Origin of the sequence: Pseudomonas tremae (assembly GCF_001401155.1) — a bacterium.
Taxonomy (GTDB): Bacteria; Pseudomonadota; Gammaproteobacteria; order Pseudomonadales; family Pseudomonadaceae; genus Aquipseudomonas; species Aquipseudomonas tremae.
In genome coordinates, this window is record NZ_LJRO01000422.1 from 1 (window position 1) to 26,847 (window position 26,847).

A 26,847-nucleotide genomic window follows, 5' to 3' on the forward strand; every position below is an offset into this window, starting at 1 on the left:
GCCTGTGATTCGCCTGTGCCGATGTCGTTACAAAAAGTCATCTTCGGCGGAGAGACGCTGGACTTTGCCAGCCTGAGACCCTGGTTCGCACGTTTCGGCGAGCAAACGCCGCAACTGATCAACATGTACGGGATCACCGAAACCACCGTGCATGTGACCTACAGGCCCATAACCTTGGCCGATACACACAATCCGGCCAGCCCGATTGGCGAAGCGATCCCGGACCTGTCGTGGTACGTGCTGGACGCTGACTTCAACCCGGTTGTCCAAGGTTGCAGCGGCGAGCTGCACATCGGCCACGCCGGTCTGGCGCGGGGTTATCACAACCGCGCTGCGCTGACTGCCGAACGCTTTGTGCCGGACCCGTTCTCCAATGAAGGCGGCCGTTTGTATCGCACCGGCGACCTAGCCCGCTACAAAACCGCAGGAACCATCGAATACGCCGGACGTATCGACCATCAAGTGAAGATCCGTGGCTTCCGCATCGAACTGGGCGAAATCGAAGCGCGGCTACAAGCGCACCCGGCAGTGCGCGAAGTGGTCATGCTAGCGCTGGAAGGTCAACTGGCGGCGTATCTGCTGCCGACTCAGCCTGATCAGGATCAACAAGCTCTACGTGAAACCCTGAAAGCCGAACTCCGGGCGCATCTGCCGGATTACATGGTGCCGACCCATTTCATCATCCTCGAGAAGCTGCCGCTGACGGCCAACGGCAAGCTGGACCGCAAGGCGCTGCCAGCGCCGGACGCGAGCCAGTTGCAGGCGGCCTACGTCGCGCCGCAAGGTGAATTGGAGCAGCAGTTGGCAGCTATCTGGGCCGATGTGCTGAAAATCGGGCAGGTCGGTCGCAGCGACAATTTCTTCGAACTCGGCGGCCATTCGTTGCTGGCCACGCAGGTGATCTCGCGTATTCGTCAGCAACTGGATGTTGAACTCTCGTTACGCGACCTGTTTGAAGCCCGCGATCTGGCAGCCTTTGCCCAAGCGGCGGGCGCAGGGCAGGGCAATGACGCGCCACGCTTCATCAAGGCCGACCGCAACCAGCGGCTGGGCTTGTCTTACGCGCAGCAGCGTCAGTGGTTTCTCTGGCAGCTCGACCCTGAAAGCACCGCTTACACGATTCCTGCAGCCCTGCGCCTGAGCGGCTCGCTGGACATCGCGGCGCTGGAGCACAGTTTCAGCGCGCTGATCGCCCGTCACGAGACCCTGCGCACCACCTTCCGCCAGCAGGGCGAACAGGCGGTGCAGATCATTCATGCGCCGCGTGCCTTGACCCTGACGGTTGAATCCGTGCCCGCCGGGCAGACCCTTGAGGCCTGTGTGGAGCAGGAAATGCAGCGCCCGTTCGATCTGGAACAGGGTCCGCTGCTGCGCGTTCGCCTGTTGCACCTGGCCGCCGATGAACATGTGTTGATTCTGACTCAGCACCACATCGTCTCCGATGGCTGGTCGATGCCGATCATGGTCGATGAACTGGTGCGCCTGTACGAAGGCTACAGCCAGGGCCGCGAAGTGCTGCTCGCCGAATTGGACATGCAATACGCCGACTACGCGCTGTGGCAACGCAGCTGGATGGACGCCGGTGAGCAGGCACGGCAACTGGCGTACTGGAAGCAGCAACTGGGCGACCAGCAGCCGATTCTGGAGCTGCCTGCCGATCATCCACGCCCGGTCGTGCAAAGCCACGTCGGTGCGCGGCTGGCGGTCGAACTGGCGCCAGCGCTGATCGACGACTTGAAACAGGTCGCGCGGCAACAGGGTGTCACACTGTTCATGCTGTTGCTGGCGTCATTCCAGACCTTGCTGCATCGCCACAGCGGCCAGCCGGACATTCGTGTCGGTGTGCCGATTGCCAACCGCACCCGCGCGGAAACCGAAGGCTTGATCGGCTTTTTCGTCAACACCCAGGTGCTGCGCGCCGAATTTGACTTGCACACAACCTTCAGCGAACTGCTGCAACAGGTCAAACACACCGCGCTGCAAGCCCAGGCGCATCAGGAGCTGCCTTTCGAACAACTGGTCGAAGCCTTGCAGCCACAACGCAGCCTCAGCCACAGCCCGCTGTTTCAGGTGATGTTCAATCACCAGAGCCAGGCCAGCGCCGAAGTGCGCGCATTGCCCGGTTTGCAGGTTGAAGCGCTGATGTCGGAGAGCTACCCGGCGCAATTCGACCTGACCCTGAACACCGCCGAACAGGACGGCGGCCTCAGCGCAGGCCTGACCTACGCCACCGCGCTGTTCGAGCGCAGCACTATTGAACGCATGGCCGGGCACTGGCTCGCGTTGCTGCAGGCCATTTGCGCCAATGCCGGTCAGCGCATTGCTGATGTGCCGATGCTTGACGCTGCCGAACAAGACCAGATTGTCCGCGACTGGAACGCTACGACTGCCGATTTCCTCAGCGATCATTGCCTGCACAGCCTGATCGAGGCGCAGGTATTGGCGACGCCGGATGCCCCGGCGCTGATTTTTGCGGCTGAACAACTGAGCTACGCGCAACTCAATGCCCGCGCCAACCAGCTTGCGCATCGCCTGCGTGAAGCGGGCGTCGGGCCGGATGTGCTGGTGGGCATCTGTGTCGAGCGCAGCGTGGAGCTGGTCATCGGCCTGCTGGCGATCATCAAGGCCGGTGGCGCTTACGTGCCGCTGGACCCGGATTACCCCGAGGATCGGCTGGCGTACATGATGCAGGACAGCGGCATTGGTTTGCTGTTGACCCAGACTTCGTTGCTGGAGCGTTTGCCGGTTCAGGTGCAGAGCATGTGTCTGGATCAGGACGGCGACTGGCTGGAAGGTTACAGCACTGCCAACCCGGTCAACCTCAGTCATCCGCAGAACCTGGCCTACGTCATTTACACCTCCGGTTCGACCGGCAAGCCCAAGGGCGCAGGCAACAGCCATCGCGCCCTGGTCAACCGACTGCACTGGATGCAAAAGGCTTACGGGCTGAATGAGTCCGACACCGTTTTGCAGAAAACCCCGTTCAGTTTCGATGTATCGGTCTGGGAGTTCTTCTGGCCGCTCATGACCGGCGCACGCCTGGCCGTGGCGTTACCGGGTGATCATCGCGACCCCGAGCGGCTGGTGCAGACCATTCGCCAGCATCAGGTCACCACCCTGCATTTTGTGCCATCAATGCTGCAGGCGTTTCTGACTCACCCGCAGGTAGAAAGCTGTAACAGCCTGCAGCGTGTGGTGTGCAGCGGTGAAGCATTGCCTGCCGAACTGGTCGGCCAAGTGCTCAAGCGTCTACCGCAGACCGGTCTGTACAACCTATATGGCCCTACCGAAGCGGCTATCGACGTGACCCATTGGACCTGCACCAAGGACGACGTGCTCAGCGTGCCGATTGGTCGCCCTATCGACAACCTGAAAACCCACATTCTGGACGATGGCCTGCTGCCTGCCGCACAAGGTGTTGCGGCAGAGTTGTACCTGGGCGGCGTTGGGCTGGCGCGCGGTTATCACAACCGTGCGGCGCTGACCGCCGAGCGTTTTGTGCCGGACCCGTTCGACGAGCAGGGCGGGCGGCTTTACCGCACCGGCGATCTGGCGCGTTATCGCAACGAAGGCGTTATCGAATACGCCGGGCGTATCGACCATCAGGTGAAGATTCGCGGCCTGCGCATCGAACTGGGCGAAATCGAAGCCTGCCTGCTGGAACACGACAGCGTTCATGAAGCGGTGGTCATCGACGTTGACGGCCCGTCCGGCAAGCAATTGGCAGCGTATCTGGTGGCTGAACAGAGCAGCGATCATCTGCGCGAGCTGTTAAAGGCGCATCTCAAGGAGTCGCTGCCGGATTACATGGTGCCGACGCACTTCATCGTGCTGGACAGCATGCCGCTGAGCACCAACGGCAAGCTGGATCGCAAGGCCCTGCCGAGGCCGGACGCCACTCAGCTGCAGCGTCAGTACGTCGCGCCGTCCACTGAACAGGAACAGCAAATGGCTGCGATCTGGGCCGACGTGCTGAAAGTCGAGCGCGTCGGGCTGAGCGACGATTTCTTCGAGCTGGGCGGCCATTCGCTGCTGGCCACGCAACTGATTTCCAGAATTCACACCGGCCTGGGGATCGACATCCCGCTGCGCCTGATTTTCGAGAAACCGCAATTGAACGAATTTATTCAGGCTTTCGCCAGCAGCGGCCTGTCGCTGACCGAGGACGGCTTGTCCGATATCGAAAAAATGATGAATGAAATGGCGGGTATCTGACATGGACAAGTCTGCAGCAGAGCGTATCGCCCAGCGTTTTACCGGGTTGCCCGTGGAACAGCGCCGGCAGATCCTCGCCAAGATGCACGAGACCGGGCAAAGCTTCAAACTGCTGCCCATCGCCGTCACCCGGCATGAAGTAGCGCGTATTCCGCTGTCCTACGCGCAGCAGCGCATGCTGTTCCTCTGGCAGATGGAACCGGACACCGCTGCTTACAATGTTCCCATGGCGGTGCGCCTCAACGGTCCGCTGGACCGTCAGGCGTTGAGCGCAGCGCTGGACCAACTGGTGCAGCGCCATGAAACCCTGCGCACGCGGTTTGTTTCCGAGGACGGCGCGTTCTATCAGGAGATTCTTCAGCAGGCGCACGTCGCGCTTGAGTTCACGCAGGTTGCGCCAGCCGATATCGAAAGCCAAGTGCGTGCCGAGCTGCACAAGCCCTTCGACCTGCTGAGCGGCACCTTGTTGCGGGTCAAACTGTTTCAGTTGGGCGAAGCCGAGCGCGTGCTGACCGTGTGCATGCACCACATCGTGTCCGATGGCTGGTCCGGCGAAGTGCTGATTCGCGAGTTTGTGCAGTCGTATCAGGCGCAGGTGTCCGGTCAGTCTGCGCAACTGCCTGCGCTGGCGATTCAGTACGCCGACTACGCCATCTGGCAACGCGCCTGGCTGGAGGCCGGGGAGGGCGAGCGGCAACTGGAGTACTGGAAACAGCAACTGGGCAGCGAGCATCCGTTGCTGAGCCTGCCGCTGGACCACGAGCGTCCGCTACAGCCCAGTCAGCGCGGCGCAACTGTGCGTGTTGATCTGCCGGAACACCTGTCCGCACAACTGAAAGCTCAGGCGCGCAACAGCGGCCAGACTTTGTTCATGCTGATGCTGGCGGCGCTGTCGGTGGTGCTGTCGCGTTTCAGCGGGCAGGCTGATATTCGCATCGGCGCGCCCAACGCCGGGCGCACACGCAGCGAACTGGAAGGGCTGATCGGCTTCTTCATCAACACTCAAGTATTGCGTGTGCAGGTGGACGAGTGGCAGAGCTTTGCGCAATTGCTGGATCAGGTGAAACAGGTCGTGACCGGCGCTCAGTCGCATCAGGAGCTGCCCTTCGAACACCTGGTGGACACGCTGGCCCCAGAACGTAACCTGGGCCACAACCCGCTGTTCCAGTTCAAGATCAATCAACACGTACTGGCCGCAGATGACGGCGGGCAGAGTGTGTCAGGCCTTACGGTCGATGAATTCCCGATCGGCAGCAGCGATGCGCGTTTTGATCTGGCCTTCGACTTCACCGATACGCCCGTGGGCATACGCAGTTATTTCACCTACGCCACCGACCTGTTCGAGCCACCGACCATCGAGCGTATGGCCGACGCATTGCGCGCTGTGCTGCAAACGCTGGTCGTGGACACTGACCAGCGTCTGGCCGATCAACCGCAAACCGTTTCGTTGCCCGCCGCTGAGCAGAGCGCTGATTTTGCCTGCGATGACTTCCTCAGCCTCTGGCAACAGGGCCTGCGCATCGGGCGCGGCAAGACCGCCTTGCGTGTGGGGCAGCAAATGCTGAGCTTTGACGAACTTGAACAGCGCAGTAATCAGTTCGCTCGCTACCTGCACACGCAGGACATCCAGCCGGGCATGGCCGTTGCGCTGTGCCTGGACCGCTCTGTGGAATGGGTGGTCAGCCTGCTGGCGGTGCTCAAACTCGGTGCCGTTTACCTGCCGCTGGACAGCGCACAGCCCGCCGAGCGTTTGCAGCAACTAACCCGTGACAGCGGCGCGGCGTTGTTGATTCACGCGTCCGGCGACGACAAGGCCGCTCAATTGGGTGTGTGCCCGGTGCTGGCCTTCGATGCTGCGTTGTGGTCCGAGGTCGATGGCGGTGCGCTGAGCGTGCGCGTCATCGCCGAGCAACCGGCTTACATCATCTACACCTCCGGCTCCACCGGGCAGCCGAAGGGCGTGGTGATCAGCCACGGCGCGCTGGCCAATTACGTGCAGGGCGTGCTTGCGCGCCTGTCGCTGAATGACGGGGCGAGCATGGCGATGGTCTCGACGGTCGCCGCAGACCTGGGCCATACGCTGCTGTTCGGTGCGCTGGCGTCTGGGCGCCCGCTGCATCTGCTGTCCCACGAGCAAGCGTTCGACCCTGACGGTTTTGCCCGTTACATGGCCGAGCATCAGGTTGAAGTGCTGAAGATTGTGCCCAGCCATTTGCAGGGCTTGCTGCAGGCCGCAAACCCGGCCGACGTGCTGCCGAGCCAGTTGCTGATGCTGGGTGGCGAGGCCAGTTCCTGGGCGTTGATCGAGCAAGTCCGCGCGCTGAAACCGGGCTGCCGGATCGTCAATCACTATGGCCCGACCGAAACCACGGTCGGCATCCTCACCCATGAGGTGGTCGAGCGTCTCAATGCATGCCGCAGCGTGCCGGTCGGTCAGCCCTTGGCTAACGGCATGGCGCGGGTGCTGGACGCCTATCTGAACCCGGTCGCCGAACGTGTGTCGGGCGAGCTGTACCTGGGCGGTCAAGGGTTGGCGCAGGGCTATCTGGGCCGTGCGGCGATGACCGCCGAACGCTTCGTGCCGGACCCGGACGCCGATGGCCAGCGTCTGTATCGGGCTGGCGACCGAGCTCGCTGGGTGGATGGCGTGCTGGAGTACCTGGGTCGTGCGGATGATCAGGTGAAAATCCGCGGTTATCGGGTCGAGCCGGGCGAAGTCGGTCAGGTGTTGCAAACCCTGGAAAACGTCGTCGAAGCCGTGGTGCTGGCTCAGCCGCTGGAAAGCGACGATACACGTCTGCAACTGGTGGCGTACTGCGTCGCGGCGGTGGGTGTGCGCTTGGACGTTGACTCTCTGCGCGAGCAACTGGCGGCGCGTCTGCCGGAATACCTGGTGCCCGCGCAGTTCATGTTGCTTGAAAAGCTGCCACTGACCGCCAACGGCAAGCTCGACAAACGCGCCTTGCCCAAGCCGGGTGTGGTCAAACAGCGCTATACCGCACCGGTCGGCGAGATCGAAGAAAAGCTCGCCGCCGTCTGGGCCGACGTTCTGAAGCTGGAGCAGGTCGGCAGCACCGACAACTTCTTCGAACTGGGCGGCGATTCGATCCTCAGTCTGCAAATCATTGCCCGCGCCAAGCGTCAGGGCATCAAGCTCAGCCCCAAGCAGTTGTTCGAAAAACAGACCATCGGCCAACTGGCTTCTGTGGCCAGACTGATCGAGAAAAAGCCCGCAGCGGCGGCAGAGCAGGTCAGCGGTTCGCTGCCGCTGTTGCCGATTCAGGCGCGTTTCTTTGAAATGGGCATCCCTGAGCGTCAGCACTGGAATCAGGCGCTGATGCTCAAGCCCCTGCAAACGCTGGATGCAATCCATCTTCAAGCAGCACTCACCGCGCTGATCGAACAGCACGACGCGCTGCGTCTCGGTTTCACGCAACAAAACGGCCAGTGGCAGGCCACGTTCGGCGCGCTGAACACGCGTGACGTGCTGTGGACTCACACACTTGACAGTGTCGAGCGCCTGAGCGAACTGGCTGATGAAGCGCAACGCAGCCTTGACCTGAAAAACGGCCCCTTGTTGCGTGCAGTGCTGATCGACCTGCCGCAGGGTGAGCAGCGTCTGCTGTTGGTGATTCACCATGTGGCGGTGGACGGCGTGTCGTGGCGCGTGTTGCTTGAAGACCTGCAGCAGGCGTATGTCGCCATCGTGGTAGGCAGGCCATTGTCGCTGCCGGCGAAAACCAGCTCGCTGAAAAGCTGGGCCGAACATTTGCAGGCCTATGCGCAAAGCCCGGCGCTGGAACAGGAACTGGGTTACTGGCAGGCGCAGTTGCAGGAGGTCAGCGACGCCTTGCCTTGCGATTACTCGCACGGCGGCCAGCAACAGAAGCACGCGCTGTCGGTGGTCACGCAACTGAATGGCGAGCTGACCCGGCAACTGCTGCAAGACGCACCAGCGGCCTATCGCACGCAGATCAACGACCTGCTGCTGACCGCGCTGGCACGGGTGGTCAGCCGCTGGACTGCGCAGCCGCACGCGCTGATTCGTCTGGAAGGGCATGGCCGCGAAGACCTCTTCGACACGCTGGACATCACCCGTACGGTGGGCTGGTTCAGTAACCTCTACCCGGCCAGGCTAACCCCGCAAGCCACGCTGGCCGAGTCGATCATGACCATCAAGGAGCAATTGCGCGCAGTGCCTGACAAGGGCATTGGTTACGGCGCGTTGCGTTATCTGGGCAGCGAATCGGCACGGCGGACCCTGCAAGTACTGCCGCAAGGCAGCATCGTGTTCAATTACCTAGGGCAGTTCGACGGCAGCTTTGACGCACAAGGCGCGCTGTTCACGCCCTCGGCCGACAGCAGCGGCGCGTCGCAGAGTGCCGATGCGCCACTGGCTGCGCCGCTCAGCATCAATGGTCAGGTATATGGCGGCCAATTACGCCTGAGCTGGACCTTCAGTGGTGCGGTATTTGAACGTGACACCGTGCAGCGGCTGGCCGACGAATACGCGGTTGAACTGCAACAATTGATTGCGCATTGCACCACTGAAGGCGTGGCGGGCGTAACCCCGTCGGACTTCCCGCTGGCGCGCCTGACCCAGTCGCAGCTGAGCCGGTTGCCGATGCCTGCGGCGCAGATCGAGGACATCTACCCGCTGGCGCCGATGCAGCAGGGCATGCTGTTTCACACCCTGTTCGAGCAGGAAGCGGGTAATTACATCAACCAGATGCGTGTCGAAGTCAGCGGCCTGGACGTGCCGCGTTTCCGCGCCGCCTGGCAGGCCACGCTGGATGCCCATGAGGTGCTGCGCAGCGGGTTTGTCAGTCACTTGGAGCAGTCGCTGCAAGTGGTGTTGCGCGATGTGAGCATGCCGTTTGTCGAGCGGGATGCTCGCGGGCAAGCCAGCGAGTGGGTTGACGATTGGGCGAATGCGGACCGTCAGCAGGGCTTCGATCTGACTCAAGGGCCATTATTACGTCTGGCCGTGTTGCGTACCGGCGAGCAGACGCATCAACTGATCTACACCAGCCATCACATCCTCATGGACGGCTGGAGCAGCTCGCGGCTGCTGGGCGAAGTGCTGCAACGCTACAGCGGCCAGACGCTGCCTAGGCAGGTCAGCCGTTATCGCGATTACATCGAATGGCTGCAACGTCAGGATGCTGCGCTCAGCGAACGTTTCTGGACCGGCCAGCTGGCCGGGCTGGACGAGCCGACCCGGCTGGTTCAAGCGTTCAAAGCGCTAGAGAACGGGCAGGGGCATGGCGATTATCTGCAACTGATTGATGCCGAGAACACCCGCCAGTTGAGCGAGTTCGCCCGCGAACAGCGCGTCACCCTCAATACGCTGGTGCAGTCGGCCTGGTTGCTGGTGTTGCAACGCTACACCGGCCAATCCAGCGTGACCTTCGGCGCAACCGTGGCTGGGCGTCCAGCTGAACTGCCGGGTGTCGAAGAGCAACTGGGGCTGTTCATCAACACCTTGCCGGTGATCGCCAGCCCGCGCCCGGAACAGCGGGTGGCGGACTGGGTGCAGCAGGTGCAGGCGAAGAATATCGCTCTGCGCGAGCATGAGCACACACCGTTGTACGAGATTCAGCGTTGGGCACGCAGTGCTGGCGAGGCGCTGTTCGACAACATTCTGGTGTTCGAAAACTACCCGGTGTCCGAGGCATTACAGCAGTCCGCGCCGCAGGGGCTGGTCTTCGGCGGCCTGCACACGCACGAGCAGACTCATTACCCGCTGACCCTGGTGGTCAATCTGGGCGAAACGTTGTCGATGCGTTTCAGCTATGCCCGTCAGTCTTTCAGCGAGCTGCACATGGCGCAGTTGTCGGCGCATCTGCGGCAGGTTTTGCAGGCGCTGGCGCGTGATCCGCAGGCGGCGATTGGCGAGCTGGCGCTGTTGGATGATCCCCAACAGCAACAGGTATTGCGTAGCTGGAACACGACCACTGCCGACTTCCCGAACGAATACTGCCTGCACAGCCTGATCGAAGCCCAGGTACTGGCCACGCCAAATGCCCCGGCGCTGATTTTTGCGGCTGAACAACTGAGCTACGCGCAACTCAATGCCCGCGCCAATCAGCTTGCCCATCGCTTGCGCGAAGCGGGCGTTGGCCCGGACGTACTGGTGGGGATTTGCGTTGAGCGCAGCCTGGAACTGGTGATCGGTTTGCTGGCGATCATCAAGGCCGGCGGCGCATACGTGCCGCTGGACCCGGATTACCCTGAAGATCGCTTGGCCTACATGATGCAGGACAGCGGGATTGGCTTGCTGCTGACCCAGACTTCGTTGCTGGAACGCCTGCCGGTTCCTGAGCACGTGCAGAGCATTTGCCTGGATCAGGACGGCGACTGGCTGGCCGGCTACAGCACTGCCAACCCGATCAACCTCAGCCATCCGCAGAATCTGGCCTATGTGATTTACACCTCCGGTTCGACCGGCAAACCAAAAGGCGCGGGCAACAGCCATCGCGCCTTGGTCAACCGTTTGCACTGGATGCAGAAGGCTTATGGGCTGGACAGCAGCGACACGGTCTTGCAGAAAACCCCGTTCAGTTTCGATGTGTCGGTCTGGGAGTTTTTCTGGCCGCTGCTGACCGGCGCACGTTTGGCGGTGGCTTTGCCAGGCGATCATCGTGACCCCGAGCGACTGGTGCAGACCATTCGCGAACATCAGGTCACGACGCTGCACTTTGTGCCGTCGATGCTCCAGGCGTTTCTCACCCATCCGCAGGTGGAAAGCTGTAACAGCCTGCGTCGTGTGGTCTGCAGCGGCGAGGCGTTGCCTGCCGAGCTGGCCGGTCAGGTGCTCAAGCGTCTGCCGAAGGCAAGTCTGTATAACCTTTATGGCCCGACTGAAGCCGCGATCGACGTGACGCATTGGACCTGTACCACGGATGACGTGCTCAGCGTGCCGATTGGTCGCCCTATCGACAACCTGAAAACCCACATTCTGGATGACGGTTTGCTGCCTGCCGCGCAAGGCGTTGCGGCAGAGCTGTATCTGGGCGGCGTGGGTCTGGCGCGGGGTTATCACAACCGCGCGGCGCTGACCGCCGAGCGTTTTGTGCCCGATCCGTTTGACGAGCAGGGCGGGCGTCTTTATCGCACCGGAGATCTGGCGCGTTATCGCAACGAAGGCGTGATCGAATACGCCGGGCGTATCGACCATCAGGTGAAGATTCGTGGCCTGCGCATCGAGCTGGGCGAAATTGAAGCGCGCCTGCATGAGCATGCAGGCGTGCGCGAAGCCAATGTGATCGACATTGACGGGCCTTCCGGCAAGCAGCTTGTTGCGTATCTTGTGCCGGCCGACGTTGATCAAGGCCCGGACGTTCTGCGCGAAGCCTTGAAGACGCATCTCAAGGCTCACGTGCCGGACTATATGGTGCCGACCTGGTTTGTTTTCATCGATGTGATGCCGCTGAGCGCCAACGGCAAGTTGGACCGCCGTGCATTGCCGAAACCTGACGTGGCTCGTTCCCAGCAGGGCTATGCCGCGCCGCGTACGGAGCTCGAGCAACGACTTGCTGCGCTTTGGGAGCAGGTGCTGCAGGTCGAACGGGTAGGGCTAAACGACAACTTCTTCGCGCTGGGCGGACACTCGCTACTGGCAGTTTCGCTGGCGGGGAGGATTCGCGAGACGTTCTATATCTCCATCAAGCTGCATGATTTTCTGCTGATGCAGACCCTCGGTGAACTGGCCGATTTTATGCGTGCCGATGAGGCGAGGGTCAAATCGGCGGTCATCGCCATGAACGCCAGTCGATCGGACAACGCGCCGTTGTTCTGCCTGCCACCGGGCGGCGGCGGCACGTACTCGTATTACCCGCTGGCGGGTCAATTGAGCGACAGCCGACCGGTTTACGGGCTGGTCAACAAGGCCTATGTGGTGCCGGGCTGGTTCGATACTTCGTGGCAGGAAATGGTCGATTACTACGTCGAGCAGATCCGTATGGCTCAGCCGCACGGGCCTTATAACCTGCTGGGCTGGTCGATGGGCGGTGCGCTGGCAATCGAGGTGGCGCATGTGCTTGAGCGGGCTGGCGATACGGTGAGCTTTCTCGGGCTGGTGGATACCCAGTTGCCTTCATCGGCCGGGATGCAGTGGGTGGAAGAGGCCCCAGAGGTCACTGTGCAGAAGCAGAGCGAAAACTACTACCGCAGCCTGATCAAGAGTCTGCAGGCGTTTGTGCCGGGCTTGCAGGAAGAGGCGATTGTCGGGCTGATCGAAACGGCCCGGCATTCGGTGTCCAGCGAGGGCGACGTGATCGACTGGGTGGTCGACGAAGTTGCACAGCAAGCCGGAATGAACGTCGACAGCCTGCGCAACATCTTCCAGGACATCGCCGTGCAGGACGAGATCGAAACCGGTTACAAATTACTGGAAGCCAACGCGCAACTGAGCCAGTCGTTTACTCTGAAAACGCTCAACGTCCAGGCCGATTGCTGGTGGGCCGGGCAGAGCCGCGCGCCCGGACAGATTGCCAAAGCTGAAACGGTGCTGCTGGAACAGTGCTCGGTCAACGGGCTGCGCAGTTCGACGACGGTTGATCAGCGGCATGACAACCTGGTGCTCGCGGAAGCGTTTCTGCTGGGGCTAGCCGAGCGACTTGTGTGACGCAGAGCGTCACGAACGGCATTCCCACGCTGGAGCGTGAGGAACGATAGGGGCCTGGGCTGGCGCGTCCGGGACGATAGGTGTCTGGGCTGTTGTGTGATGAACGATAGGCGTCCGGTAGAACACCATCGTGGCCATGCTCCGCGTGGGCATGCATTTCCGGACGCTCTGCGTCCGCTCTTGATCGCAAGGAGCAAGCGGCGCTGTTAAAAGTCACCACGCAACGTCAGGACGTAGTTGCGCGGGTCGCCGTAGTAGTTGCCGCGGTCGATGTCGCCGGTGGCCTTGTAGTATTTGCGGTCCAGCAGGTTGTTGCCGTTGAGCGCTACCGACCAGTGTTCGTCGATCTTCCACGAGGCCCGCGCGTCCCAGATGGCGCGGCCGGGGTTGTCGATGCGCTGGGTTGACTCATGTTCGGAGTAGCCGCTTTGCGCCGACACACCGCCGCCAATGGTCAATCGGCGCCACGCGCCGGGCAAGTTGTAGCTGCTGGACAGGCGCAACATGTGACGGGGTGTTTCTGCTGAAATCGACTGGCCGTCGCTGCCGCGAGTGAGGTTGAAGGTGTAACCCGCCAGGGTCTGCAGACCTGGTAACGGTTCGCCACTGATTTCCATGTCGATACCCTTGCTGCGCCGTATATCACCATTCAGATAGCAGGTGCCATAAGCATCATTGCTCAGGCACTGTCCCGCATTGGCGTTGTCCTCGATGGCCACGTCTTTCTGCTTCACATAGAACAGCGCAAAAGACACGTTCAGGCGTTTGTCGAACAGCTCGCCCTTGATACCGGTTTCATGGCTGGCGCCGATCGCCGGGTCAAGGAATGCGCCGGATGCGCTGCGATAACCGCTCTGCGGCAGAAAGATATCGGTGTAGCTGGCGTACCACGACCAGTCGCGGTTCAGGTCGTAGATCACACCCACGAACGGCGTGACCTGGTTGTCTTCCTGGGCGCGGGTGGTCACGCCAGCAGACTGGCTTTGGTAGTCATACCAGCTGAGCCGGCCACCCATGACCAGACTCAACGACTCCGTCAGGCTCAGGCGCAGGTTGTTGTACACGCCATAGCGCTTGTCGCTGTAATCGGTGCTGCGCCAGGCCGGGCGCGCAGGCTCTGCAATTGCATCGTGATCGACGTTGAAGATGTCCAGCGGCTGATTGGCGTTGAGCGTGGCGTAACGGGAATCGCGCTTTTGCTCGGACCAGTTGCCGCCGACGGTCAGCTGATGCGTCAGGCCAAACGCATCGAAACGGCCGTCCAGATGGCTGTCGAGCCCGTTACTATGGATGTCGTCCGAACGGAACAGGGTCCTGACCAGTCGCGAACCGCTCTGCGTCGCCGGATCGATAGCCCCCTGTGCGTAGGCGACTTTCTGATCGAACGCGCCATCGGAGTGGGTCGCCGACAGCGTGCCGCTCCAGTTCTCGTCAAAGCGGGTTTGAAGCTCGCTGAACACCTCGTCGGTCCGGGTCTGGTGGCGATTCCAGTCCTGAGCCAGCGACGTGGAGCGCTGCAGCTCGATGGCCTTGCCGTTGCTGTAGCGAGGCAGGCCGAAAATCGAAAAGCCCTTGGTGTCCGCGCTTTGGTGGCGCATGCCAAGCGTCAGTGTGGTGTCTTCGGTGAGGTCTGTTTCCAGAATGCCGTACAGCAACGGCGCAGTTTTTTTCAGGCCGTCGATGAAGTAGCCACGGTCTTCATAGGACGTCACAAAGCGCCCGCGTACGCTGCCTGAATCGTTGAGTTTGCTGCTGACGTCCAGATCGACGCGGTACTGATCCCAACTGCCCGCACGCGTGGTGATCGATAATTGTGGCATTGCGGTAGGTCGCTTGCGCACCAGATTGACCACGCCCCCGGGGTTGCCTGCACCGATCAGCAACCCGGCAGCACCGCGCAGCACTTCTGCGCGGTCGTAGATTTCCATGTCCGGGGTCATCCAGCCGGTCACGCTGTAGCCCTGACCGGCCACGCCGTCGATGGTGTAGCTTTCGTCCTCCAATGCAAAGCCCCGCGAACTGAACACGTGAGAGCCAAAATTGCGTTGTGAAAAAGTGATACCGGGCGTTTGCGCCATCACCTCGTCCAGACCGGTGAGGTTCTTGTCGTTCATCAACTGACGAGTCACGACGGTGACGGACTGCGGGGTGTCGCGCAGCGATTGTGTTGTCTTATTGATGCTCACCCCGGTAGCGGTGTATGAAGCGCTGCCTCCGGTGCTGATGCCGGCCTGATTGGCCTTGATCGCGACCGGATCGAGGTTCACAGGCTGCGCAGCTGCCGGGACGCGGACAATCAGTGTGTTGGCCTTGAGGTTATGCGCCACATCAGCTTTTTTCAGCAGGTCCGTGACCGCTTGCTCGGGCGTCAGCCTGCCGTGTACGGCGCTGCTGAACTTGCCGCTCACGTCGTCGGGGTTGTAAAGGATTTGCAGGTCGCTTTGTCGCCCCAGCTCTTTCAGGGCGCTGCTCAAGGCTTGCGCGGGGATATCGAACTCGAACTCTTCAGCCAAGGCTTCACCCTGCACACTCAACGCCAGCGTCAGACCCACACTGCCCAGACGCAGGCCGAGCGTTTTCACGCGACCTGTGCGCAGACGGCTGGAGGATGTTTGCATGGCGGGGATGACTCGTTGAAAGGGATAGCGAAGGATAATGCATTTGCGTCAGTTTGGTCGTGCGTAGAGCTCTGCATCACAAGCCGAGACCGCGCCGACAGGACGCAGAGCGTCCGCAAAGGCATGCCCACGCGGAGCATGGGCACGATGGTGTCCCTCTGGATACCTATCGTTGCGCACCCTCCAGCGAGGGCTCGATCCTGGCAGACGGACTCAGATCAGAAATCCCCCCGCAAGGTCAGGACATAGCTGCGCGGTTCGCCGTAGACGTTGGAGCGGTCTGTGGCGATCGAGGTGCTGTAGTACTTGCGGTCGAAGAGGTTTTCGGCGTTTAGCGATACCTTCCAGTTCTCGTCCAGTTTCCACGACGCCCTGGCATCCCAGATGGCTTTGCCGGCTACGCCTAGCTGTTTGTTGAACGGTACTTCGTAGCCCGAATCTGCCGACACACCGGTGCCCAGCGTCAGGCGGTTCCAGGCGCCAGGCAGGTTGTAGCTGGTGTTGAGGCGCAGTATGTGTTTCGGCGTTTCGTAAGCTACATCCGAATCACCGTTATTGCGCAGCATGTTGAAGGTATAGCCGCCGAACACTTGCAGCCCCGGCAGCACTTCGCCGCTGGCTTCCACGTCGACACCCTTGCTGCGGCTGATGCCGTCCTGCAGGTAGCAGGAGCCGTCGGAGCTGGTCGGGCAGAGCTCGGTAGTGTTCACGTCCACGCCGGCTACATCTTTTTGCTTGATGTAGAACAGCGCCATCGACAGGTTCATGCGCTTGTCGAACAGCTCACCCTTGAAGCCCGTTTCGTAGTTGGAGCCGATGGCCGGGTCCAGTGGCGAGCCGCCAGCGGTGACGTAGTTGGCCTGCGGGGTGAAGATGTCTGCATAACTGGCGTACCACGACCAACTGTCGTTGATGTCATAGATGACGCCTGCGAACGGGGTGAATTCCTGAGTCTGTTTGGATTCGTAACTGTTGGCTGCGCCGGTTTTGACGTCGTACGTGTAGTCATACCAGCTCAGTCGAGTGCCCAGCACCACGCTCAACGGCTCGCTCAGGTGAATACGCGTGTTGGCGTACAGGCCCGCGCGTTCTTCGGTGGTGTCGATGTCGGTGGTCCAGGCCGGACGCGCGGGCTTGGCGAAAGCGTTCTGGTTGACGTCGAAAATGTTGATCGCGGATCGGGTTGGGGCAGTAGCCTGATGCGTATTGGCGTTCTGTTTCGACCAGTCGGCGCCTAGGGTCACCTGATGCTCGAGGCCGAAAGCGTTGAAGTTTCCTTCCAGTTGAGTGTTCAGGCCGGTGCTGTCCACTTCGTCTCTGCGAAAGAGTGTGTTCTGGAAGGTAGAGCCTGCCAGTGTCGTAGGGTTGACCGCTCCCCTTGCAAACGCAATAGCCTGATCAAACCCACCCTGCGAATACGTCAAAGACGTGCGGCTGGTCCAATCCTCATTGAAACGGTGCGCGACTTCGGTAAACACCTCGGTCATGTCGCTTTCGAGACGATTCCACTTCTGCGCCAGATTGGTCGAGCGCGACAGCCCCAGCGACTGGCCGTTGCTGTAGCGCGGCAGGCCGTAGATCGAGTAGCCGTTGATGACTTGTTCCTGGCGACGCAGGCTCATGGTCAGCGTGGTGTCCTCGTTCAGGTCGGCTTCGACGATGCCGTACAGCAGTGGCGTGCGGCTGTCGCGGCCGTCCAGATAAGACCCGCTGTCATCGTAGGCCGCCACCATGCGCCCGCGCAGCGTGCCCGAATCGTTGAGCTTGCCGCTGCCGTCCAGATCGACACGGTACTGATCCCACGAACCGGCGCGGGTAGTGATCGAGAATTTGTTGTCGGCGGTCGGGCGCTTGCGCACCAGATTGACCGCACCACCGGGCTGGCCCGCACCGACCAGCAGGCCTGACGCGCCGCGCAGTACTTCCACGCGGTCATAGATGGCCATGTCCGGCTGCATCCAGCCGGTGATCTGATAACCCTGACCGCCGATGCCATCGACCAGGAAGCTTTCCGCCAGCAGCGAGAAGCCGCGCGAGGTGTACACATGACCGCCGAAGTTACGGTACTGGAACGTGATGCCGGGCGTGTCTTCCAGCACTTTGCTCAGGCTGTTGAGGTTGTTGTCATCCATGACCTGCCGAGTCACCACGCTGACCGATTGCGGTGTTTCACGCAGTGACTGCGGCGCGCCCTTGCCGATACTGACCGCGCCGGTAGTGTAAGAACCTGTACCGTCAGTGGTCGTACCCAGGTAATGCGAGTCGATCGCAGTCGGGGCCAGATTGACCGTACCCGTCGTGGTCGATCCGTCTGCAGCGGTTTCCTGCGCCTGCGTGGTGACCGGCATGCAGAGCGCAAGGCCCATGGCCGCTATTGACGGCCGGGAGCAGAACATCTGACTGAGCATCAACGCTTTGCTGAGCGGGGTGAGACGTGACGGGTTGTGCATGAATTGGCTCTTTCCAGTGGGTATCGGCAAGGAGATTGGAAGCGTTGTGCAGGTCTGCGCAGTCGGGTTCAGCCATCGACAGGGCAAGCGAAAGCAACTTTTTTATAGAGCGCCGCATGGGGAAATGGCTGACACGCAGTTCGCTGTTAATGAGAACGAAAGCGAATAACGTTTATTTAATGATTTTTTCACAAACCGCGGAAAAAGATGGCGCTTGGCTATCTGATGTCGTTGGCAGGGTTGCGCTGGACAATAAAAAGCCCCGCTCGCGGGTTGACCGGGCGGGGCGTTTCACTGCGCCGGAATCAGGCGGGCGCAGCTTCGCTCTGAACCTGCTCGACCTGAATCTGCCCGGTCTGCATACGCACTAGCTGGTCGGCGATGTAGAAATAGCGGTCGTCGTGAGAAATGACGATGATGGTCTTGCCCTGCTGCTTCAGTTCCGGCAACAGTTCGGTGTAGAACACGCGCCTGAATGCCGGGTCCTGATCGGCGGCCCATTCATCGAAAACCAGCACTTGGCGCTCGTCCAGCCACGCGTTGATCAGCGCCAGACGCTTGCGCTGGCCGGTGGACAGGTCGGTGGTGGTAAACGCACCGTCCTTGATGCTGACCTTGTGCGCGATGTCTAGTCGGTCAAGGTATTTGCCGGCGTCCTGCGGCAGCGCAGCCTCGCCTTGCAACGGCTCGTCGAACAGGTAGTAGTCGGCAAAAATCGTGGTGAACAACTGGCGGTAGTCATCCAGGTTTTCCGGGGTGACGCTCTGCCCATTGAGGCGGATCTCGCCCTGTTGCGGCTTGTACAGGCCCAGCAGCAGCTTGATCAGCGTGGTTTTGCCACAGCCGTTTTCGCCGACGATGAACACGATATCGCCCTGTTTGATGCTCAAATCGACCGGGCCAAGGTGAAAAGCATCGCTGCCCTTGACCGGTGGGTAGTCGTAGCGCAGGTTGTGCAGCTCCAGCGTCTGCATATTGGCCAGCGAGTTGGGGCGGTCGCTGACCAGCAGGTGGGGTTCGGGACTGGAGAACTTCCAGGACAGTTCGGCGATGCGACGCATGGCGATCTGCGCACGGCTGATGCCGGGCAGGGCGGTAATCAGGCGTTCCAGCGGGCCTTTCATGTACAGCATCACCAGCACGAAGCCACCTAGCACGGTTTTTTCAGTGGTCGGCCACATAGCCTGGAAAGCGATGGCGATGCCGATTACGGCAAAAAACAGCATCGAACCGAAGGTTTCCGCGCTGACAAATATGTTGGCGGCGCGAATGTTCGAGCGGCAAATGTGCTCGGTGGCACCGCGAATCTTCTCGTCGAGCATATGCTGGCGACGCTTGCGCTGAATGCGCAGTTCCTTGGCACCTGCCGACAAGGCCTGATAGTGTTTCTGCAATTCGTCTTCGCTGTTACGCGCGGCCAGAATGCTACGCATGCCGAACGCATGGGCCAGGTATTGCGCGCCGGTGCCGAGCACCACGGTGAGCACGGTCAGTGCCAGAATCTGCCACGACAACAGCGCCAGATAGGTCAGGCAGCCGAGGGTGACGGTGAATGAGATGACCATCGGCGCGACCGACAGGGCGAAGGTACTGATGGTATTGACGTCATTGAGCAGCACCGGGATCAGGCGGTGCGAGCGATAGCGCTCCAGTTGCTCGATGGGTGCGACCAGCACCTTGGCGGCCAGCTCGCGGCGTAGGTTGGCAACGACGCGCTGGCCGACGTAGTTGGTCGACAGGTTGGACAGTGTCGAGCATGCCAGGGTCAATACACATAAGCCGGCGAACAGCAGCGCGGTGTGGGTGTCTGGCCCGCCGGGCATGTTCAGCGCATTGTTGATAGTGGCCAGCAGGCCGGTGACGCTCAGGCCACTGACGATGCCCAGCACGGTTGACAGCGCCACCAGCCACCAGAACGGCTTGAGGATCCTCAGGGTTTCCCGGGCGAGGCTTTCAGTTTTGCGGGTCATGGTGTGTCTCGTCAGTGTCCGTGAGTGCCGTTCGCGTACGTCGCAGGTGGCGGGGCGTATTGAATCCATCAGAGGTCGCGGACGACCCGGAAGCCCAGCCAGTCGCCACGTACGTCGGGCTGGCGGCTGTTGCGGTTGCCGGAGCGCGAGAAGATCGGCGCTTCGGTCCAGTCATTGCCGCGAATCATCTTCCAGGTGCAATCGCCGGCCAGCCACGCGCTGCCGTCAGTGGGCGCGCCGTTGTAGTTGCTGGTCTCGCAATCGGCGGTCCATTCGTAGACGTTGCCGTGGGCGTCGTAGATGCCGAAATCGTTCGGGCTGTAGCTGCCAGCCGGTGCGGTGTAGCTGAAACCGTCTTCCGGGCCGTAGGTGTTGGCGTGTTTGGCGATGCTGTACGGTTTGCCTTCGTCCATCGGGAACGGGAACGAGCCCTTGCTGCCGCCGCGTGCCGCGTATTCGCGCTGGGCTTCGCTGACCATGTGGTAAGACTTGCCGGTCTTCTTGGACAGCCATTCGACGTAGGCCTTGGCCTCGTTCCAGTCCATGCACACCGCGGGCTGGCGCGCGGTCAGCGGGTAGCGTGGCTTGCCGGCCTTACACTCGCGGCCTGGACGGGTGTCGCCGTCCGGCATTTTGTAACCGGAGCTTTTGATATAGGCGTCCCATTCGCCGGCCAGTACCTGAAACTGGCTGATGGCGAACGGTTTGACGAAGGTCACGTCATGCAGCGGGCCTTCGTCAGGCTGGCGGCCCATTTCTTCCTCGGGCGCGCCCATGGTGAACGTGCCCGCAGGCAGCACGACCATTTCCGGGCAATCCTTGCAGTCCTTGAATGTCTTACCGGGCGCGGGCGCGGGTACCGAGACGGGCGTGGCGGCGAGGGCGGTGCCTCCAAGTAACAGGCCGAGCACGGCGGAAAGGGACAGCAGTGTATTTTTCATGACGGGTCTCGATTGAAAGCGGAAAACAGGTGATTCAGTGCGTGCGCGTCAGGCGCGCTTGCCGAGCAGGGCCATGAAGCGGTCGATCTCGGCTTCGTTGTTCAGCAGCCCTGGCGCGGTACGTACCACCGGGCCTACGTCGCGGCTCACGGCATCGACGACCATGCGCTGCTTCATCAGCCAGGCAGCGACCTCGTCGCTTTCCTGACCCTTGAGCCGGAAGAAGCTGAAGCCCGCCGACAGCGCCGGGTCCATCGGTGTGACCAGTTCGACGTTGGGCTGAGCCTTGAGGCGCTGCTTGAGGTAGCTGTTGAGCTTGTAAATGCGTGCCTGCACGTCGGCTTTGCCCAGTTGCAGGTGCAGCTTGAACGCCTCGTTCAGGGCCCAACGGTGTTCAAACGAGTGATAGCCGCCGGGCGTCATGATCGTGCCGAAGTTGGTCGCTTCCGAGAACGTCGGGATCAACGGCGTGAGGTCCTTCACCTGCTCCGAGCGCGCGCACACGATGCCGGTGCCGCGCGGGCCAAACATCCACTTGTGGGTGCCGGCGACATAGAAGTCACACTTCATGTCCGGGAAGTCCAGGTTCTCGACGCCAAACCCGTGTACACCGTCGACCACATACAGAATGCGGTCTTTGTCGTCACGGTTGCGGTTATGTTCTTCGACCAGATCACCGATGGCTCCAATCGGGAGTTTGACGCCGCTGCCGGACTGCACCCACGTCATGCCCAGGACCCGCGTCTTAGGCTGAATGCTGCGTGCGATGGAACCGATGATCTCGTCTGCCGACACGGTAGCCGGGTCTTTGAACAGGCGAATCTTGCGCACCTGCGTGCCTTCGCGCTGCTGACGAAACTTGAGGATGTCACGGGTGCAAGAGTGTTCGTGTTCGGTGGTGAGGATTTCCTGGTCCGGGCGCACATGCAGGCCGCCGTAGATCATCGCCAGCCCTTCGGTGGTGCTGCCGGTCAGGGCGATCTGACCGGGTTGCGCGTTCAGGTACTTGCCCGCCCAGACGCGAACCTCGTGTTCGCGGCGCTCAGTCTCACCCAGGTCCCAATCCATCGCCAGACCGGGGTTGCGGTCGATGTGCGCGCGATACTGTTCGATAGCTTCCCGGACCGGTTTCGGGTGCGAGGTGACCAGAAAATTGGAAAGGTGGACGTAATCCGGGTCCTGATCGAACAACTGTTTCAGGCGCGCCCACTTGTCTGCCGCCATCGGCTCGGGAGTGGCGGTTGCTGTTGCTGCCGTTGCTAGACTGGAGCCCAGTGGCAGGGCTGCGGCCAGCACGCCAGCCTGCTTGAGAAAGGTTCTGCGGTCAGTCATGAGCGTTTTCGCCTGATGGTCGGGGAGCGGCGTTCGAGAGGTTGGTTTGTCGCGCATCCGCACGCGCAGAAGCCTGAACCTGCTCCCAGACGCGCAGAAAATTGCCACCCCAGAGCTTGGTAATGTCCGCTTCGGCGTAACCGCGCTCGATCAGCTCGGCGGTCACGTTGCGAATTTCGCTGACGTCGTTGAAGCCTTTCACGCCGCCGCCATCGTTGAAGTCGGAACTGATGCCGACATGGTCGATACCGATCTTCCTGACCGTGTAATCGATTGCGTCGACGAAATCCTTGACCGTGGCCTTGGGCTCTTCTTCAAGAATCGCGTACAGCTTGCTGGCGTAGGCACCGAAGCGTTGTTCGGGCCAGACAGTAATGATCGGGTCGCCAGGCATTAGCGCCATGGCCAGGTTTGGCAGTGGCGGCAGGTCAAAATCCTTGCGCAGGGCGTTGAGCTTGTCCTGGGTTTTCTGGGTCAGTGGCTTCAAATACGCCGGGAACGCCACGATCTGCACCACACCGCCGCTCTGTTTGATGAGCTGCATTTCCTCGTCACTGAGGTTGCGCGGGATGTCCACCAGTGCGCGCGGTGCCGAGTGCGAGGCGACCATTGGCGTGCGGCTCAACTGGCTGACCTGCAGCAGCGCCTTGCTCGACATCTGCGACACGTCGATGATCACGCCCAGATCATTCAGGCGCTGCACGGCTTGCTTGCCGATCTCCGACAAGCCGCCTAGCGCGTCAGGTGTGTCGTTGAGAAAGGGCAGGGGACGCGAAGAGTCGGCCCAGCTGTTATTGCCGACGTAGCTGAAGCCGAACATGCGCATGCCGCGCGCCGTCCAGTGGTCCAGCAGGTTCAGGTCATCACCCAGCGGGTAGGCGTTGAGCATGCTGATGAAGATCGCAAACTTGCCCTCGCCGTGCAGGCGACGCATGTCGTCAGGGGTGTAGGCAATGCCGACCTGGTTGGGAAAGTCGCGAACCATGCCGGTGATGATTTTGTAACGCACTTCCTGTTGATGGCGCGCTTCGTCGACAAAGCCGGGTGTCGGTCGATGTGGGGCGTTGTCACCGTTCCAGATTTCCGGCCAGCCGAACACTGTCAGTGCTGCTCCGGACAGGCGTCCGCGTGCGCTTTTCACCAGGTCGAACTGCCCTGAACCGTCCTTGTCGGCCTCGTTGCCCTCGCTGCCGAACTTCATCGGCACGGTGATGTGACTGTCGAAGGAAATGATCCGCTCTTGCAGGTCGTCAGCCTGCTTCATCACTTTGACCGGGTAACCGGCTGGCGACCAGTAATTCCAGGCTATAAAACCCGCGCCTGCACTGATTACCAAGGCCAGCGGCAAGCCGATGAAGAGAGTCTTTTTCCAACGCGGTCTTGTCATTTCCGTCTCGTTTGATTAACCGTGGCACAGCCTGCGACGGCCGTTGCTATCTGGTGGAGAACGAGCGGATGGGCGAAAAATTTAGCGCCTGACTGTCTATGGAGTCAGCCACCTAAATTTAATCGTCGGGTTTACGTTCTAGCTTGGATAACGGCTGTATCGGTGCTGGAACAGGTAGGGTAATGACGATTTCTCGACGAGGGTTCATGGCAGGGCTGGCGGTGACTGGCGCGGCGCTTCCGGCTGCCTATTACGCGCATCGTGAACTCACGCGCGTCGACGAGCCGGTAACGCCGGGCGAGGCCACGGCAGGGCCCGCCGATACCGCTACTCAGCGCCTGGCTGACAAGCTGCGTGGCGTGTGGACCCTGCGTTTCGAAGGGCGCGACGCAGGGCTTGGCGGTGCGCCGCTCGAAGGCCTGGAAATGTTTCTCGACATTGCCCCGCGTGGTCGTGGCCTGCGCGGTTATATCGACACAGCCGAGAAATTGCGCTGCGATGGCATGCCGCGCTTCCGGGTGATCGGCGACCTGCAACCGGCCAATGCCGGGAAACTGTATCTGCGGGTCATGGACGGCCATGCGGGCAATGATCCGCACAGCGACACCCCGGATTACGAATTCAGCCTGACCCTCGATGAAGTCTGGGGCGCGTTCGGCAATGCCGGCAGCGGCACGCTGAGCGGGCGTGTCGAGCGACTGGATCGGCCATTGGCCCTGCCGGAGCTGGAAAACCGCCTGATCGCCATCAAACAGGTTTTCCCCGAAGCGCGGGAGCGGGTGGGTTTGAGTCCGCCGTTTCTGGCCTGGCTGGTTTCCAGGGAGCATCGTCTGTTTCACCAGCTCTGGCATGCGTCTCGGGATAAATGGCACAAGCTGCCCGAAGACAAACGCGATGCCCTGCGCGGTATCGGTTGGCAGCCAGGGCCGCGCGCGAAAGAGCGCGATGCGCGTGGCCCGCACAAGGATCGTAACGGTTCGGGTGAAGACTTTTTTTATATGCACCGGCACATGCTGATCCAGGCCCGCAAGATTCAGAACCTGCCGTCGTGGCCGCGCTTTCCGCTGCCACAACCAGAACTGGAGCGCGACCGGCTGGGTTTCGCTCGCTACTTTGATAATCACGATGGCTGCGCCTTGCCCCCCAACTGGCTGGCGCAGGGTGATGAGGAATACACGCAGTTGGTTAGCGACATCAAAAGTCAGGAAACCTATCACACTCATTTTCAGGTCTGGGAATCGCAGTATCGCGATCCGCGCTTTCTGTCGAAGCTGACCTTGGGTCAGTTTGGTTCGCAGGTCGAGCTGGAACTGCATGACTGGTTACACATGCGCTGGGCCTCGGTGGCCCGCGACCCGGCCAATGGCCAGCCGGTGCCGATGGCACGTCGTTCGGATGACTTTGCCGAGCGCTGGTTCGAGCCGGAAAACGACTTTCTGGCCGACCCGTTTTCATCGCATGTGAACCCGGTGTTCTGGATGTTCCATGGCTGGATCGACGACCGCATAGATGACTGGTTTCGCGCCCACGAACGCTTCCATCCGGGCGAAGTGAAGCGCCTGGAAGTCAACGGCGTGCCATGGTTCGCGCCGGGTCGCTGGGTTGAAGTCAGCGACCCGTGGCTGGGGCCGGAAACCCATGGCTGCAGCACCGTGCCGGGACAGGCCGCCGGTACAACCATGGAAATGGACCCGGAAGTCATGAAACTCGCGCTACGGATTACCTTTGCGGCGGATGACAAACTGAGCAACCTGCTGCGCCGCGTGCCGCGCAGGCCTTGGTATGCAAGGAATCTGTTGCCGGAGAGGTGGTTTTAGCGAACGGTAGTCGAGATTATCGTTCCCTACGCTCTGGCTTGGGAATGCAGTACTAGACGCTCTGCGTCGTATGATAGTGGTGTTTCTATCGTGACTCGCTCAGCGTACCTGCCAACCCCCACCCAGCGCCTTGTACAGTGCAATGCTCGCCTGCAAGCGTGCGAGCCTTAACTGCACACTCGCGTCCTGCGCCAGGTACAGCGTGCGTTGGGTTTCCAGCACCGTCAGCAAACCCTCTGCACCGGCTTCATAACGGCTCTGGGCGATGCGGAAGGCGGCCTGCGCCTGTTTGAGTTCTTCTTCGTGCCAATAGCGTTGCTGGTCAAGGCCGCTGATGCTGTTCAGGGCTTTTTCCACGTCGGCGAAACTGTTGATAATCGCGCCGCGATAGGTTTCCAGCAGTTCTTCCTGACGTGCCGTGGCCTTGTCACGCTCGGCCCCTAGGCGCCCATTATTGAAGATCGGCCCGACCAGCCCTGCCGCCAGGCTGCTGAACGGTGCGCGCAGCCAGTCCTCTGCGCGGGTCGCTTCGGTGCCCAGCCTGGCGCTCAGCGTCAGTTTCGGCAGCATCGCCGCCCTGGCTACCGTAACGTTGGCCTGTGCCGCTGCCAGTTCGGCTTCGGCCTTGGCCAGATCGGGACGGCGGGTCAGCAGGTCGCTGGGCACGCCAGCGTTGATGTCCGGCCAGCTCAGACTGTCGAAAGCCTGATCGTCGAGCTCGATGTCCTGCACCGGATGACCGAGCAGCGCTGCGAGGGTGATCAACTGGTCGTTGGCCAGTTGCTGAATGCGCGGCAGTTCGCGCTGCTGAGCCGCCACCAGGTTCTTCTGCTGTGCCAGCTCCAGCGCAGTGGCTGAGCCCGAGTCATAACGGGTCTGCACCAGCTTCAGAACGTTCTGCGCATTGCCCAGGTTCAGCCCGGCAATCCGGCCTTGTTCACGCGCCGCCAGGGTTTGTGCGTAACGGTCGGCAACGTTGCCGAGCAGGGTCAGCTCCACGGTCGCCTGGTCGAACACACTGGCACGCAGGCCTTGTATTGCAATGTCGCGCCCGGCCGCTATGCCGCCCCAGAAGTCCACTTCATAGCTGGCCGTCAGGTTGCTGGTGAAGTTATTGGTGTTGTTGTCGTCGGAAGGGTTGGCCTTGCGGTCGCTGTTGCGCACGAACTTGTTACGCTCGCCGCGCAGGTTGAACGCGAGTTCCGGCAGCAGCGGCGCACCGCCGATGATGGCCGTTGCCTGGGCTTGGCGAACGCGTGCCGTCGCTGCAGCGACTTCGTGGCTGTCGCGGCTGGCTTGGCCAATCAGACGGTTCAGCTCCGGGCTGCCGAACTGCTGCCACCAACGGGCGTCGCTGCGCTGCGCGGCGGCGCGCTCGGCAAACGCCCAGCTCGCCGGTGGCTGGATGCCGCTTTCAATGCGCTGGGCAGGCGCATGGCAGGCGCTCAGCAGCAGGCAGACGGTCAGCAGGGAAAGGCATGGCTTCAT

At 61.3% G+C, this 26,847-nt stretch carries 10 protein-coding genes; 3 read left to right on the top strand and 7 right to left on the bottom strand.

Annotation, left to right across the window (positions count from 1 at the left end):
- On the top strand, positions 1-4,215 hold a 4,215-nt coding region (locus ALO43_RS22845), incomplete at its 5' end, for a non-ribosomal peptide synthetase (RefSeq protein WP_054998104.1).
- A gap of 1 nt (position 4,216) precedes the next feature.
- A complete protein-coding gene (locus tag ALO43_RS22850; RefSeq protein WP_054998105.1) occupies positions 4,217-12,844 on the top strand; it encodes an amino acid adenylation domain-containing protein in 8,628 nt (2,875 codons plus the stop codon).
- A 206-nt stretch (positions 12,845-13,050) separates the two neighbouring features.
- Here ALO43_RS22850 and ALO43_RS22855 read toward each other — a convergent pair whose 3' ends face one another.
- The 6 genes from ALO43_RS22855 to pvdM all read right to left on the bottom strand — a co-directional run bounded on the left by ALO43_RS22855 (position 13,051) and on the right by pvdM (position 23,542).
- Positions 13,051-15,462: a TonB-dependent siderophore receptor gene (locus tag ALO43_RS22855; RefSeq protein ID WP_053931308.1), complete on the bottom strand. Its 2,412-nt coding sequence runs from the start codon at positions 15,460-15,462 to the stop codon at positions 13,051-13,053.
- 218 nt (positions 15,463-15,680) lie between these two features.
- Positions 15,681-17,912, bottom strand: a complete 2,232-nt coding sequence (locus ALO43_RS22860) for a TonB-dependent siderophore receptor (RefSeq protein WP_053931307.1) — start codon at positions 17,910-17,912, stop codon at positions 15,681-15,683.
- 305 nt (positions 17,913-18,217) lie between these two features.
- On the bottom strand, positions 18,218-19,882 hold the full coding sequence (locus ALO43_RS22865) for a cyclic peptide export ABC transporter (protein ID WP_005893693.1): 1,665 nt from the start codon (positions 19,880-19,882) through the stop codon (positions 18,218-18,220).
- A gap of 68 nt (positions 19,883-19,950) precedes the next feature.
- A complete protein-coding gene (gene pvdO, locus ALO43_RS22870; RefSeq protein WP_053931306.1) occupies positions 19,951-20,823 on the bottom strand; it encodes a dihydropyoverdine dehydrogenase in 873 nt (290 codons plus the stop codon).
- A 48-nt stretch (positions 20,824-20,871) separates the two neighbouring features.
- Complete coding sequence (gene pvdN / locus ALO43_RS22875) at positions 20,872-22,155, bottom strand: pyoverdine-tailoring periplasmic protein PvdN (protein WP_054998106.1); 1,284 nt, start codon at positions 22,153-22,155, stop codon at positions 20,872-20,874.
- Complete coding sequence (gene pvdM / locus ALO43_RS22880; RefSeq protein ID WP_005893698.1) at positions 22,148-23,542, bottom strand: pyoverdine-tailoring dipeptidase-like protein PvdM; 1,395 nt, start codon at positions 23,540-23,542, stop codon at positions 22,148-22,150. Before pvdM ends, pvdN begins: the two co-directional genes overlap by 8 nt.
- 182 nt (positions 23,543-23,724) lie before the next feature.
- Here pvdM and pvdP point away from each other — a divergent pair, with 182 nt between their 5' ends.
- On the top strand, positions 23,725-25,359 hold the full coding sequence (gene pvdP / locus ALO43_RS22885; RefSeq protein ID WP_053480943.1) for a pyoverdine maturation tyrosinase PvdP: 1,635 nt from the start codon (positions 23,725-23,727) through the stop codon (positions 25,357-25,359).
- Positions 25,360-25,458: 99 nt separating this feature from the next.
- On the opposite strand, the gene ALO43_RS22890 is transcribed toward pvdP, so the two are convergent.
- Positions 25,459-26,847 (bottom strand): efflux transporter outer membrane subunit, encoded by a 1,389-nt coding sequence (locus ALO43_RS22890; RefSeq protein WP_054998107.1) that lies wholly within the window; start codon positions 26,845-26,847, stop codon positions 25,459-25,461.